Consider the following 13,563-nt stretch of genomic DNA (forward strand, 5'->3'; position numbering starts at 1 on the left):
CCCGGACCGGCCCGCTACCGCGTCATTCCGTGGCTGTCGGCCTCCGGGAGGCCGCCGTCGCCTCGTCGGGGTCCGTCAGGGGGCGCAGCCGGTAGGTGTACGTGTAGTCGCGGTCGGCGAAGAGCTTGTACTCGTCGTGGGTGTGCGCGCCCCAGCTGTTGTCGCCGCCCACGCCCATCTGCCGGTGGTTGAGGCGCAGGACGATCTCCTCGCGCGGGGTGAGCTGGTAGTCGTGGCGTGCCCCGACCGACAGGTCCTCGGGGGTGAAGTGGGAGGCGTTGACCTCCAGGAGGGGTTCCGCGGAGACCAGCAGGCCGGTGCCGTGGCGGTCGGTCAGGGCGACCCACCGGATGTCGGTCCTGTTGCCGTTCTCCTGGGGGCGCAGGTAGGGGGTCCACTGCCCGGACACGGTGCCGGAGTACAGGCCCACGTCGGTGCCGTTGTTGCGGTCCCAGTGGTTCTCGTCGGGGCCGCGGCCGTAGTAGTGCAGGTGTTCCAGGCGGCCGGGCAACAGCAGCAGGGTGCCGACCTCGGGGAGGTAGGGCAGGCTCGCCGCCCCCGGGTGCAGGGTGTTGTCGACCTTGATCTCGGCGTTGCCGAAGACCGTGTACGTGGTGGTGTACGTGGACTCGACGGTGGTGGGGAGCGTGCCCGCGACCTTGATCTCGACGGCCCGGTCCCGCAGGACGCGCACGCTCACGTCCGTCACCTTGCGGCGGGTCCCGGCGTCGCGCCAGGTCTGGTTGCGGGTGTGCTGGCCGTTGCCCCGGTCGTTGTCGGTCGGCGCCCGCCAGAAGTTGGGCACCGGCCCCGAGGTGATCAGACGGACGCCTTCGGCCCGGTACGACGTGATGGTCCCGCTGCTCTTGTCGACGGTGACGGAGAAGCCGTCGCCCCGGACGGTGACGGTGTCCTCGCCGTCCTGGTGCCGCAGGGTCGGCACGCTCTTCAGCGGCCGGGGCGTCACGGCGGGGCCGGCCGCGGCGACGGGGAGTTGCTGCCGGGCGACCTCGAAGCCGGCCTTCGCCCACTTCGTGGATTCCCTGGTGGTGAAGGAGAGCCGCAGGAAGTACTCCGTGCCGGGCGCCGGGCGGTCCGGCAGCCGTACGGGCACGGTGATGTCCTTGGCGCTCAGCGGCGCGACGTCCAGCTGGTCGCGGCCGAGCGTGCCCTGCCGTACGGCCTTGCCGTCGGCGACGAGGGTCCAACGGCCGTCGAAGGCGCGGAGGTTGGTGAACAGGTACTCGTTGGTGAGGGTGACGCGTCCCGAGGTGACGGCGCTGCCGGAGGCCGGGGCGGCGTTGATCGCCTGATAGACCTGCTTCACCTCCACGGCCTTGCCGGTGCTGCCGCGGTCGGCGGTGACGATGCCGTCGCCGGAGAAGGCCCCGTCGTTGGGGTTGTCGCCCCAGTCGCCGCCGTAGGCGAGGAACGTCCGGTCGCGGGGCCGTTTCCTGGTGAGCCCGACGGAGGAGGCGTCGAACCAGAACCGCACGCCGTCGTCGCCCGGGCCGCGGCCCGCCGAGGCCAGTTCGGTCGCGCTCAGGGCGCGGGCGTAGACCCGGGCCCGCCGGATCGTGCCGCTGAACTCCCGGGTCGGGTTGTCGACGTCGGTGGCGAGAGCGAGGGGCGCGGTGTTGGTGTCGGGCCGCCGGGTGGTGGTCCGGGTGGCCCGTGCGACGCCGTCGACGTGCAGGGTGAGGGTGCCGGCGGCGGCGTCGAAGACACCCGCGACGTGGTGTTCGCTGCCGGTCCAGTCGTCCGGCAGGGCCCAGGTGGTGGCGATCCACTGGCCGCCGCCGTAGAGGAAGAACTCCAGGTTCCGGTCGGACTGTTTCAGGGCGTACTGGGTGTCGCCCTTGGCGATGATCGGCTGGTGGTTGCCCGTGAAGTGCGGGGTGATCCACGCTTCCAGGGTCAGCGAGCCGGTGAGGTCGAGGCTCGGGTCGCGGGCGAAGACCGTGCCGCCGGACACGCCTTCCGTGCGGTCGAAGGAGCCGCTGGGGGCGACGAGTTCGCCGCGCAGTCCGGCGGGTCCCGACTCGGTGAGCAGGGTGCGGGCCGGGGTGGGCCAGGTGAGGGCCTGGTCGACGAAGTCCCATATCCAGCCGCCCTGGAGGACGTCGTGGCGCCGGATGACGTCCCAGTACGTGCGGAAGTTGCCGCTGGAGTTCCCCATCGCGTGGGAGTACTCGATCATCACGTAGGGGCGCGTGTCGGCGGTGTCCCTGGCGCGCTGTTCGACGCGTGCGGGGCTCTCGTACATCTCGGAGCGGATGTCGCTGATCGTGGGCCGGTCGTCGCCTTCGTACTGGATGACGCGGGTCGGGTCGTAGGAGCGGATCCAGTCGTGCATGGCGACGAACGTGCTGCCGCCGCCCGCCTCGTTGCCGAGCGACCAGATGACCACCGAGGCGTGGTTCTTGTCGCGGTGGACCATGTTCTGTGCGCGGGCCACGCACGCCTGGCTCCAGTCGGCGTGGTCGCCCGGGTACTCGTCCCGGATGCCGTGCGTTTCGAGGTCGGTCTCGTCGACGAGGTAGAGGCCGTACTCGTCGGCGAGTTCGTACCAGAGCGGGTTGTTGGGGTAGTGCGAGGTGCGGACGGTGTTGATGTTGAGTCGCTTGATGATCCCGATGTCCTCGACCAGGTCCGCGCGGGTGAGCGCGGTGCCGCGGTCGGGGTGCATCTCGTGCCGGTTGGTGCCGCGCAGCGAGACGGGCCGGCCGTTGATCCGCATCAGCCCGTCCGTGATCGCGAATTCCCGCAGGCCGACCCGGTGCGAGAGGGTCTCGATCACCTTGCCCGCCGGGTCGCGCAGCCGCAGCACGGCGGTGTAGAGCGTGGGCTTCTCCGCCGACCACAGCTCGGGATCGGGTACGGCTCTGGCGGCCTGTACGGTCGCCTCCTGGCCGGCGCCGACGGTCACGCTCCGGCGCAGCGGGCGTGACCAGACGGCGTGGCCACGCGCGTCGTAAAGCTGGGTCTCCACGGCGTACTGGCCGGCGTCGTCGCCCCCGTAGTCCCGCACGCTCGCGGTGACGGACAGTTCGGCGGCCGTGTGGTCGTCGCTCAGCGGGGTGTCGAGCTTGAAGTCCCGCAGGTGCACGGCCGGGGTGGAGTAGAGGTAGACCGAGCGGAAGATGCCGCTCAGCCGGATCATGTCCTGGTCCTCCAGCCAGTCGCCGTCCGAGTAGCGGTACACCTCGACGGCGATCTGGTTGGTGCCGGGTTTGAGGTGTTCGGTGATGTCGTACTCGGCGGGGACGTAGGAGTCCTCGTGGTAGCCCACCAACTTCCCGTTGATCCACACGTAGTGGGCCGACTTGACGCCCTCGAAGTGCAGGAACGTGAGCCGGCCCGACCAGTCGCGGGGGACGGTGAAGGTACGGCGGTACTGGCCGACGGGGTTGTACCGGGTGGGTGCGGCCGGTGGCTGTGCGTCCTGGCCCTGCCCGTTGGGCCCCCACCAGGGGTAGGTGATGTTGACGTAGATCGGGCTGTCGTAGCCGTGCAGTTGCCAGGCCGAGGGGACGGGGAGGGTGGCCCAGTCGCTGTCGTCGAGGTCGGTGCGGTGGAAGTCGACGTCCCGGTCGTCGGGCCGGTCCACGTGGGCGAAGCGCCACCTGCCGTCGAGGCTCTGCCGGTACGGCGAGCGCGTGCGGTCGCCGGTCAGGGCCTGCCTGACGTCGGCGTACGGCATGAGGGTGGTGTGCGGGGGCTCGGTGCCCAGCCGGAAGACGGCCATGTTGCCGTTCCACTGAGGCAGTTCGGCCGGCAGGTCGGCCGCCGCCGCGCCGCGCGACGTGGCGGACAGGGTGAGCGCGCCGAGAACGGCCGCTCCCCCTTCCAGGAGCCGGCGGCGACTGAACACGTGCGGGGGCTGGTGCGAGGGCTGGTGCGGGTGCGGCATGACCTTGGCCTTCCTCGGTGCGACTGTGGGGTGCGCGGACTGAGGGTGCGTCAGGGGGCAGGAGGTCAGGGGCAGTGGGGCAGAACGTGACTACTGGCGACAAAGGCAACTACCGGGCCAGGGGAACCCTAGGACTCGCACACAATCGAAGCAATATCCCTGTCGGACTTTGTTGGGTCCTGTTGAAGGCGTCCGGCTGAGCCTGCCCGGCGGGCGGCGGCGACGACCGATGGCCCACACCGGCCGGTCCCCGCCAGTAGGCTCCGGCCAGGAACTCACGCGTGACCCGGGGCTTGTCCGCGAGACAGAGGATGCCGTCAGTGCACGATCTCTTCCTTTCCTATTCCAGGCGCAACGCGCGATTCGTCAACCGCCTGGCCGGTGATCTCATGGACCACGGCCTCGACGTCTGGCTCGACACCATCGAACTCACCGTCGGCGATTCGGTTCACAAGTCCATCGAGCAGGGCATCAAGGACAGCCGATTCTTCTGCATTGCGCTGTCGCCAGCCGCCCTGGCCTCGTATTACGTGCGGGAGATCGAATTCGAGCAGGCATTCTCCCGCATGGTGCTCGACCAGCGCGAGAGTTATGTCCTCCCGGTCGTCGTACAGTCGCTGACGGAGGAGGTGCCGGGCCGCATCGCCCACCTGCACCGCCTCGACTTCACCAGGAGAAATACCTACGCGCGGAATGTGAAGCACCTGGTGGACAAGGTCCGCGGGGTGGACGGCGGCTACGACGGTTCCCGCTGGTACAAGGGGCTCAATATCTCCAACCTGGGCCAGCCCGTCGGCGTCGGGCCGACCTCCCAGAAGGCGTCGCTCGGAATGAGCTACCACATGGCGTGGACGGCGGGAACCGTCTCGCGCGTCGATGTCCACAACAATGGCGTCCTGGCCCACTACAAGGAATTCGAGTACGACGAGCAGGGTCGAGTCGTCGCGAACAGGATGTACTCTCCGGACGGCTCCGGAGGCTGGGCTGTCGTCGATGACGTCTGGTATTACGCCTACGATCCCCGGACCGGTGTGCGCGCGACGAAGACGATGCGATATCCCGGTGAGGCGACGGCCCGCGTGGTGCACTACGACTCACTGGGCCGGGCGACGGTCGAGGAAATCGTCACCGACGCCGGGCGCACACCCGATCGCGGCTTTCCCTACAGCCGCAAGACCTTCGCCTACGACGAGAACGGCAACCCGTCGGACGAGCGGTGGTTCGACCATGGGGGACAGGAAGTGCCGGTCTCCGAGTGAGCGGCCGTGGAACCGTCAGCCGAGTCGCGCGGCGAACGCCGTGTAGGCCGGCTCGTCGAAGAGGACGAACCCGACCTCGGTGACCGCCGTGTCCGTCGCACGGACGGTCTCCACCGCGATCCGGGCCGCGTCGTCCATCGGCCATCCGTAGATGCCCGCGGAAACCGCCGGGAAGGCCACCGTGCGGGCGTCCAACTCGTCGGCGACCCGAAGCGATTCCCGGTAGCAGGAGGCCAGCAGCGACGACCGGTCCTCCTCGGCGGAGTACCGCGGGCCCACGGTGTGGATCACCCAGCGCGCGTCCAGCTCACCGGCGGTCGTCGCGACGGCCTGGCCGGTCGCCAGGCCCTTGCCGTAGTGCGAGGCGCGGAGTCTGCGGCAGTCCTCCAGGATCGCGGGGCCGCCGCGGCGGTGGATGGCACCGTCGACCCCGCTGCCGCCCAGCAGCGAGGAGTTGGCCGCGTTGACGATCGCGTCGACGCGCTGCCGGGTGATGTCGCCCTGGACGAGGTGGATGGTGGTCATGTCCGGCGGGGTCTCCTTTCGAACCGGGCACAGGGGCACCGAGGGGCGCTGCCATGGCTGTCGCGCCCCCTCGGGGCCACGGCCGTGATCACGCCTGCCGCAGCCTCCGCCACACCGCCTTCGCCGCGTTGTGTCCCGACATGCCGTGCACGCCGGGACCCGGCGGGGTGGACGAGGAGCAGAGGAAGACGGCCGGGTGCGGGGTGCCGTACGGGGACAGGGACAGCTTGGGCCGCAGCAGGATCTGGAGTCCGGTGACCGCGCCGGAGCCGATGTCACCGCCCACGTAGTTGGCGTTGCGGGCGGCGAGTTCGGCCGGGCCCGCCATCGCGCGGGCCAGCACGCGGTCGCGGAATCCCGGGGCGAAGCGCTCCAGTTGGCGCTCCATGGCGTCGGTGAGGTCGCCGGTCCAGCCGCTGGGGACATGGCCGTACGCCCAGAAGACGTGCCGGCCGGCCGGGGCCCGGGTGGGGTCGACGAGGCTGGGCTGCACGGTGATCATGAAAGGTCGCTCGGGTGCGCGGCCCTCCCGCGACGCGGCGCGCAGGGCGGCGCCGATCTCCGTGCTGTCCGCGCCGATCTGCACGGTGGTGGCGCGGCGTGCCTCCGGCGCGGTCCACGGGACGGGGCCGTCCAGGGCGTAGTCGATCTTGAAGACCCCCGGGCCGTACCGATAGCCCTCGTAGAAGCGGCCGAGGCCCGCGATACGGGCCAGGGCGGTGGGCGAGGTGTCGAAGACGTACGCGCGCGCGGGCGGCAGGTCGTCGAGCCGCTTGACCTCGAAGTCCGTGTGGATGGTGCCGCCGAGGTCCTTCAGGTACGCGGCCAGCGCGTCGGAGATCGACTGGGAGCCGCCGCGGGCCACCGGCCAGCCGCGGGCGTGGGCGGCGAGGGCGAAGACCAGGCCGATCGCGCTGGTGGCGAAGCCGCCGAGCGGGGCCATCACATGGGCGACCAGGCCGGCGAACAGGGTCCTGGCCCGCTCGTCCCGGAAGCGGCGCAGCAGCCAGGTCGACGGGGGCAGGCCCGCCAGGCCGAACCGGGCGAGGGTGACCGGGTCGCGGGGCAGTGCGGTGAGCGGCAGCGACATGAAGTCGCGGACCAGGGTGTCCCACCGGGGCAGGAAGGGCTCGACGAGCCTGCGGTACGTCCCCGCGTCACGCGGTCCGAGGGAGGCGGCCGTCTCGCCGACCGACCGCGCCAGCACGGCGGCGGTGCCGTCGGTGAACGGGTTCGCCATGGCCAGGTCGGAGTGCAGCCACTGAAGGCCGTAGCGCTCCAGGGGCAGGGCGCGGAACGCGGGTGAGTTGATTCCCAGGGGATGGGCCGCGGAGCACGGGTCGTGCCGGAAGCCGGGGAGGGTGAGTTCCTCGGTCCTGGCTCCCCCGCCGACGGTGTCCCGGGCCTCGAAAAGGGCCACCGAGAAGCCGCGGCGGGCCAACTCCACGGCGGCGGTCAGTCCGTTCGGTCCCGCACCCACCACAACGACATCGAGCATCGACGGCACCTTCGGACCCCTTCGTCAGCCGGTGGCCTGTGGGATCAGGATAGGACGCAGGACCGACAGCGCCGATGCGCGGGGCGACAGAGCCGGTGTGCGAGGCCGCGGTGCCCGTGTGCGGGGCGCCGCGACGGCCACGGACCCCCGCGGCGATCCATCGGGTCCCCGGGGCTACGAGGCCCCCAGCAGCCCCACCACCCGACGGGCCGTGGCCGCGTCCCGGGCCGCGGTGAACGGGAGCGCGTTGTGGCCGGTGACGCGGAACGGCTCGCCGCTGAGGGTCAGGTGCGCGCCGCCCGCCTCCTCGACCAGGAGCAGGCCCGCCGCGTGGTCCCAGGCCGCCTCCCAGGAGAAGGCCGTGGCGTCCAACTCGCCGCGGGCGACGGCGAGATACTCCAGTCCGGCCGATCCGCAGGGGCGCGGTGCGACGCCCTCGGTCCACAGCCCCAGCAGCTCGCGCTTCTGCTCGTCGGTCGTGTAGTCCGGGTGCGAGGTGGCTATGCGCAGGTCGCGGCCCTGTTCCGGGGCGCCGGAGCGCAGTCGCTCGCCGTCGAGGAAGGCTCCCTGGCCGCGCACGGCCGTGGCCAGCCGGTCGGGGACGGGCGCGTAGGTCCACGAGGCGCGCAGGACGCCGCCCTGCGCGAGCGCGACCAGCGTGCAGAATCCGGGGTCGCCGTGCACGAACTGCCGTGTCCCGTCGACCGGGTCGACGATCCAGACCGGGGTGTCGCCCTGTATCGCCTCGTACGACGCCGGGTTGGCGTGCACCGCCTCCTCGCCGACCACGACCGAGCCGGGCAGCAGGGCGCCGAGCGCCTCGGTGAGGTACAGCTCGGCCTTGCGGTCGGCGTCCGTGACGAGGTCGTGCGGCCCGCTCTTCTCGTCGACCTCGTGCGCGGCGAGGCGACGGAAGCGGGGCATGATCTCGGCCGAGGCCGCCTTGCGTACCGCTTCTTCCACGTCGGCCGCGTGCCGGGCGAGAAACTCGTCGATGGTTTCCATGTGTTCGATCATGACTCCATGAGAGCACGCGCCACTGACAATCCCCACCGGGCCGGTGTATCCCGGGTGGATTCGGCCTGAATACCGGGATGTCCCGAACGCGGGAGGCGTGCGCGGGGTGCGTGGGGTGCGCGGCGTACGGGAGGGGTCAGCGCCCCACCGCGTACCCCTGCATGCCCCGCGGATTCGCCGCCGCCGACAGGATCCCGGTCTGGGGATCCCGTGCGACCGCGCACAGCCGCCCCTCCGACCAGGGGCCGCCGACGGTCACGTCGTGCCCCCGTCGCCGCAGCTCCGCCACCACGTCCTCGTCCGTCCCGCCCTCGACGGTGACGCTGCCGGGGAGCGTGCCGCGCGGGTAGAAGGAGCTGGGGAAGCTGTCGTTGTGCCAGTTCGGGGCGTCGATCGCACCCTGAAGGTCGAACCCGCCTCTGACCTGCTCCTTCAGCGCGACCGCGAGGAAGAAGTGCAGCTGCCACTGGTCCTGCTGGTCCCCGCCGGGTGTCCCGAACGCCATGACGGGTACCCCCTCGCGCAGCGCGATCGAGGGTGTGAGGGTGGTGCGGGGGCGGCGGCCCGGGGTGAGGGAGTTCGGCAGCCCCTCCTCCAGCCAGGCCATCTGGAGCCGCGTACCGAGCGGAAAGCCCAGTTCGGCCACGACGGGGTTGGACTGCAGCCAGCCCCCGCTGGGGGTGGCGGCGACCATGTTGCCCCACCGGTCGACGATGTCGAGGTGGCAGGTGTCGCCGCGGGTGAGCCCGTCGGGACGGACCTCGGGCTCGCCGGGCATCGGGGAGGTGGAGTGCTGGGCGACCGTGGGCTCGCCGGCGCCCGGCGCCGCGAACCCCGGCTCCTCCCGCGTCCCCGGGTGGGCGTACAGCCGCGGTGCACGGCCCTGCGGACTGCCGGGCCGCAGCTCCCAGGAGGCCCGGTCCCCGACGAGCTTGCGCCGCCCCTCGTTGTACTCGTCCGACAGCAGCGCGCCCAGCGGCACCTCGGCGGCGTCGCCGTACCAGGCCTCCCGGTCGGCCATGGCGAGCTTGCAGCCCTCGATGAGCAGGTGGACGTAGGCGGCGGACCCGTAGCGGGGCAGTTCGGGAGGCAGCAGGGCGAGCTGTTGCAGCAGCACCGGGCCCTGGCTCCAGGGGCCGGCCTTGCAGAGGGTCCAGCCGTTCCAGTCGTACGTCGCCGGCGCCTCGTAGGTCGCGGACCAGCCGGCGAGGTCGGCGGCCGTGAGCGTACCGGTGTGCCGTTCGCCGCTGGTGTCCATGGTGGGCCGCCCGGCCTGCCGCACGAGGGCCTCGGCGATGAACCCGGACCGCCACACCTCCCGGGCCGCGTCGATCTCGGCGACCCGGTCGCCGGCGCCGGCGACCTCTTCGAGGAGGCGCAGCCAGGTGGCGGCGAGCGTGGGGTTGCGGAAGAGGCGCCCCGGCCGGGGCGGCTGTCCGCCCGGCAGGTACACCTCGGCCGACGACGTCCACTCCGTCTCGAACAACTCCCGCACGGACTCGACGGTCGCCCCGATGTTCTCCACGGGCGCGTGCCCGTGTTCGGCGTACCCGATGGCGTACTTCAGCACCTCGGCGAGGGATCTGGTCCCGTGGTCCCGCAGCAGCAGCATCCAGGCGTCGAAGGCACCGGGGACGGCGGCGGCGAGCGGTCCGGTACCGGGCACGAGGTCGAGCCCGAGGCCCCGGTAGTGCGCCACGGTCGCCCCGCCCGGTGCGACGCCCTGCCCGCACAGCACCCGCACCTCGCCCCCGGCCGGCGCGAGCAGGATCGGCACCTCGCCCGCGGGCCCGTTGAGATGCGGCTCGACGACATGCAGCACGAACGCCCCGGCCACCGCCGCGTCGTACGCGTTCCCCCCGTCCTCCAGCACCGCCATCGCCGACTGCGAGGCCAGCCAGTGGGTGGACGACACCATGCCGAAAGTGCCCTGGAGGGTGGGACGGGTGGTGAACACGGGTGGGCTCCTCGGTGCACGGCTGCGGGTCGGTCGATCGTACGCAGTCGGCGCGGACGCCTGCCCGCCGTGACCAGGTGCCCGCCCGCTCCGAGGAGCGTCGGCTCGGACTCGACACACCTGGTCGCCGCCAGGACGGCTTCGCGACGCTCCGGGTCGTGCAGTCCGGCGAAGCGGTTGACGGTGGCCGCGACGATCAGCCCGGCCGGCCGGACCACCGGTGCGCCTCGGCCAGTGCCCGTACCCGGTCCGGCCGTTCGGGAAGGTGGTACAGCGGGCCGAGCAGCAGCACCACGTCGTAGGCGGCGTCCGCGGCGGGCAGGGCAGGGCCCGCAACGGAATGTGACCGCGTCGGTCAGGTGCCGCGTGCCGCCACCAGCCCGGACTCGTACGCGAACACCACCAACTGCGCCCGGTCCCGCGCCCCCAGCTTCCCCATCGCCCGGCTCACATGCGTCTTCGCCGTGAACGGGCTGATGACCATGTGTGCGGCGATCTCCTCGTTGGTGAGGCCGCGGGCGGCGAGGGCGGTGACCTCGCGTTCGCGGCGGGTGAGGTGTTCGAGGCCGGGGGCGGTGGCGCGGTCGGGTGGGCGGGAGACGAACTCGCCGATCAGGGTGCGGGTCACCGAGGGGGAGAGCAGGGCCTCGCCCCGCGCCACCACCTCGATGCCCTGGAGGAGGTCGGCCGGTTCGGTGTCCTTCAGGAGGAAGCCGCTGGCGCCCGCACGCAGGGCCTCGAAGACATATGCGTCGAAGCCGTAGTTGGTGAGGATGACGACGCGTACGGCGGCCAGGGACGGGTCGGCGGCGATGTGGCGGGTCGCCTCGATGCCCGTCATCACCGGCATCTGTACGTCGATCAGCGCGATGTCGGGTCTGCGGGCGCGCACCAGGGCCAGGCCCTGTTCGCCGTCCGCCGCCTCCCCCACCACCTCGATGCCGTCCTCCGCGTCGAGCAGGGCGCGGAACCCCGCGCGCATCAGCGCCTGGTCGTCGACGAGTGCCACCCGGATCATCCGGCGACCTCCAGGGGCAGTTCGGCCCGCACCGAGAAGCCGCCCTCCGCGCGCGGGCCCGTGTGCAGGGCGCCGCCGAGGGCCGTGACGCGTTCGCGCATCCCGGTGAGGCCGATGCCGGGGGGCGCGGGGCGCTCCGGTGTCGCCGTGCCGTCGTCGTCCACCTCTACCACCAACTCCCGCGCGCGGTAGCCGAGTCGGACGTCGATCCTCGCCGGACCCGCGTGCCGGGCGGCGTTCGTCAGCGCCTCCTGGACGATGCGGTACAGGGCGCGGTCGAGGGTCGCGGGCAGGGGGCGCTCCTCGCCGGTCACGGTCAGTTCGACCGCGAGACCGGCGGCCCGCGCGCGTTCCACGAGCACGGCGGGCGTGCCGGTCGGTTCGTCGGTGCGCAGGATCTCCAGGGTGGCGCGGAGTTCGCGCATCGCCTCGCCGCCGGCCTCCTGGATGGCGAGCAGGGCGGGTGGCACCTCCTCGCCGCGTTTGCGGGCGAGGTGGACCGCGACGCCCGCCTGGAGCTTGACGATCGAGATGCTGTGGGTGAGGGAGTCGTGCAACTCCCTCGCGATGCGCAGGCGTTCCTCGCCGGCGCGGCGCAGGGCCGCTTCCTCGCGGGTGCGTTCGGCCTCCAGGGCGCGCTGTTCGGTCTGGCGCAGGTAGGCCTGCCAGTTGCGGTCGGCGAGGCCGGTCACGACGGCGCACAGGAACCAGCCGGTGAGCAGCGCGGCCTTCTCCACCACCTCCCCCGTCGTCGGGCCCGTCGCCACGTACGCCCCCAGGTAGACCGCGCTCGCCGCGCCGGCCAGACCGCGATGTCCCACCCGGGCCGCGGTGTGCACGGCGGCGAGGACGGGGAGGGCGGCGAGCAGGCCGGGGTGGGCGTGCAGGACGTAGGCCGCGCCGGCCGCCGTGGACACGGCCAGGACCGGCAGCGGGAAGGGGCGGTAGAAGGCCAGGGCGGCCGAACCCAGCGCGATCAACGCGTAGTCGGCGCCCGTGGTGTCCACGTCGAACGCGGCCGTGGTCACGACGAGGGCGCCGATCACGACCGCGAGGGCCGCGTCGGCGAGTGTCCTCCGTGCAGTCGAGTGCCCGCTCATGCAGGCACAGTAGCTTCGGGCGCCGACGCCCGCGTCAGCCCTGTGGACAACTCCGGGACTACTCCCGACGCGGTAGTCGCGGGGCCCGAGCCGCCCCGTCGGCGCAGCGCCGACTGTCTTCGGCCGTACGACGACCGGGCCCGCCCCCGAGGCGCACGCTGCTGCCCATGCCCACACCTTTCCGCTACACCGAACCTCCGCCGCCGAAGGCGGCCACCGGTCGCGTCGCCGACGTCTACGCGCAGCTCTCCCGGGACTTCGGAATCGACCGGCCCGTCACCTTCGTGGTCCTCTCCTCCGCGCCCGAGATCCTCGCGCCCGCCTGGGCGCTGATGCGCGAGTCGCTGATCGCGGGCCCCGGCAGCCGGACCGGCAAGGAGCTGGCGGCGCTCGGGGTGTCGCTCGCCAACAACTGCCCGTTCTGTGTGGACGCGCACACCATGCTGCTGCACGCCACCGGCGACCACGCACTCGCGGAACGTCTGGCGAGAGGGGAGCGGCCGGAGAACGAGCAGCACGCGCGCGTGCTGGAGTGGGGCAGGCGCACCCGTGTACCGGGCGCCCTCGACACCGAGTCCTGTCCCTTCCCGCGGGAGCACGCCCCCGGTTACCTCGGCACCGCGTTCGCCTTCCACTTCATCAACCGGATCGTGTCCGCCCTGGTGACCGAGAACCTGCTGCCGGGCAACGCCCAGCGGTTCCGGCCGGTACGCAGCCTCGCCGGCCGCGCGCTCGCCCGGACCGTACGCCGTCCCGCCCGGCCCGGCGAGTCCCTCGGGCTGCTCGACGGCGTCGACCCGGGCGAGGCCCCCGCGTGGGCGGGCGGCACGGCCGTCGGCCTCGCGTACGCGGCGCTGCTCAGGGCGGCCATGACGGGTGCCGGTCTCCTCGACGCCGACGACCACGACCTCGTCGAGCAGACCCTTCAGGACTGGGACGGGACGCATCCGTCGCTCTCCCTCGGCGGGTTCCCCGACCGGCGGGAGCGGCCCGGGGCGCGCCTCGCGCTGCTGGCCGCGCTGGCGCCGTATCGCATCACGGACGAGGACGTGGCGGCCTGGCGGCGGCCGGAGCACACCGACCGCTGTCTGGTGCGGCTCGTGGCGTACGGCGCGTTCGTTGCCGTGGACCGGGTGGAATCGGCGCTCAACCGGCCCATCGCCCGGACATAGCGGGATACATGACGTATCGACCGTGGGGCGCTGTGACCGCACCGGTACGGAGCGAGTTGGCACTTCCGTCGCACAGGGAGTCGTGTGAAACTGGCGCCCCGTCC

Annotated in this window: 9 protein-coding genes and 1 pseudogene; 2 read left to right on the forward strand and 8 right to left on the reverse strand. The window is 72.3% G+C overall.

The annotated features are described in order from the left end of the window. Positions 1-22: 22 nt before the first annotated feature. Positions 23-3,913, reverse strand: a complete 3,891-nt coding sequence (locus ACZ5VD_RS15970) for a glycoside hydrolase family 2 TIM barrel-domain containing protein (protein ID WP_468682532.1) — start codon at positions 3,911-3,913, stop codon at positions 23-25. Between the two features lie 320 nt (positions 3,914-4,233). On the opposite strand from ACZ5VD_RS15970, the gene ACZ5VD_RS15975 reads away from it, so the two are divergent. Next, on the forward strand, positions 4,234-5,172 hold the full coding sequence (locus ACZ5VD_RS15975) for a toll/interleukin-1 receptor domain-containing protein (protein WP_468682533.1): 939 nt from the start codon (positions 4,234-4,236) through the stop codon (positions 5,170-5,172). 15 nt (positions 5,173-5,187) lie between these two features. Here the strand turns inward: ACZ5VD_RS15975 and ACZ5VD_RS15980 are convergent, their stop codons facing one another. The 7 genes and pseudogenes from ACZ5VD_RS15980 to ACZ5VD_RS16010 all read right to left on the reverse strand — a co-directional run bounded on the left by ACZ5VD_RS15980 (position 5,188) and on the right by ACZ5VD_RS16010 (position 12,287). Continuing rightward, positions 5,188-5,697 carry an O-acetyl-ADP-ribose deacetylase gene (locus ACZ5VD_RS15980; RefSeq protein WP_468682534.1) on the reverse strand — a complete coding sequence of 170 codons (510 nt, stop codon included), beginning with the start codon at positions 5,695-5,697 and terminating at the stop codon, positions 5,188-5,190. An 88-nt stretch (positions 5,698-5,785) separates the two neighbouring features. Beyond that, positions 5,786-7,195, reverse strand: a complete 1,410-nt coding sequence (locus tag ACZ5VD_RS15985) for a phytoene desaturase family protein (RefSeq protein WP_468547922.1) — start codon at positions 7,193-7,195, stop codon at positions 5,786-5,788. A gap of 174 nt (positions 7,196-7,369) precedes the next feature. Further along, on the reverse strand, positions 7,370-8,212 hold the full coding sequence (locus ACZ5VD_RS15990) for an inositol monophosphatase family protein (RefSeq protein ID WP_468547923.1): 843 nt from the start codon (positions 8,210-8,212) through the stop codon (positions 7,370-7,372). Between the two features lie 136 nt (positions 8,213-8,348). After that, entirely contained in the window at positions 8,349-10,169 is a 1,821-nt protein-coding gene (locus ACZ5VD_RS15995) for a gamma-glutamyltransferase family protein (RefSeq protein ID WP_468547924.1), read from the reverse strand. Between the two features lie 56 nt (positions 10,170-10,225). After that, positions 10,226-10,494: pseudogene (locus ACZ5VD_RS16000) on the reverse strand (methyltransferase domain-containing protein); the annotation flags it as partial. A gap of 30 nt (positions 10,495-10,524) precedes the next feature. After that, positions 10,525-11,187 carry a response regulator gene (locus tag ACZ5VD_RS16005; protein ID WP_468547925.1) on the reverse strand — a complete coding sequence of 221 codons (663 nt, stop codon included), beginning with the start codon at positions 11,185-11,187 and terminating at the stop codon, positions 10,525-10,527. Next, positions 11,184-12,287, reverse strand: a complete 1,104-nt coding sequence (locus tag ACZ5VD_RS16010) for a sensor histidine kinase (protein WP_468547926.1) — start codon at positions 12,285-12,287, stop codon at positions 11,184-11,186. Before ACZ5VD_RS16010 ends, ACZ5VD_RS16005 begins: the two co-directional genes overlap by 4 nt. Before the next feature lie 167 nt (positions 12,288-12,454). Here ACZ5VD_RS16010 and ACZ5VD_RS16015 point away from each other — a divergent pair, with 167 nt between their 5' ends. Beyond that, the gene (locus ACZ5VD_RS16015) at positions 12,455-13,459 is read left to right on the forward strand and encodes a carboxymuconolactone decarboxylase family protein (RefSeq protein WP_468547927.1); all 1,005 of its coding nucleotides are present in this window, start codon (positions 12,455-12,457) and stop codon (positions 13,457-13,459) included. Positions 13,460-13,563 lie beyond the last annotated feature (104 nt).

This window comes from Streptomyces sp. NPDC032822, assembly GCF_055578825.1.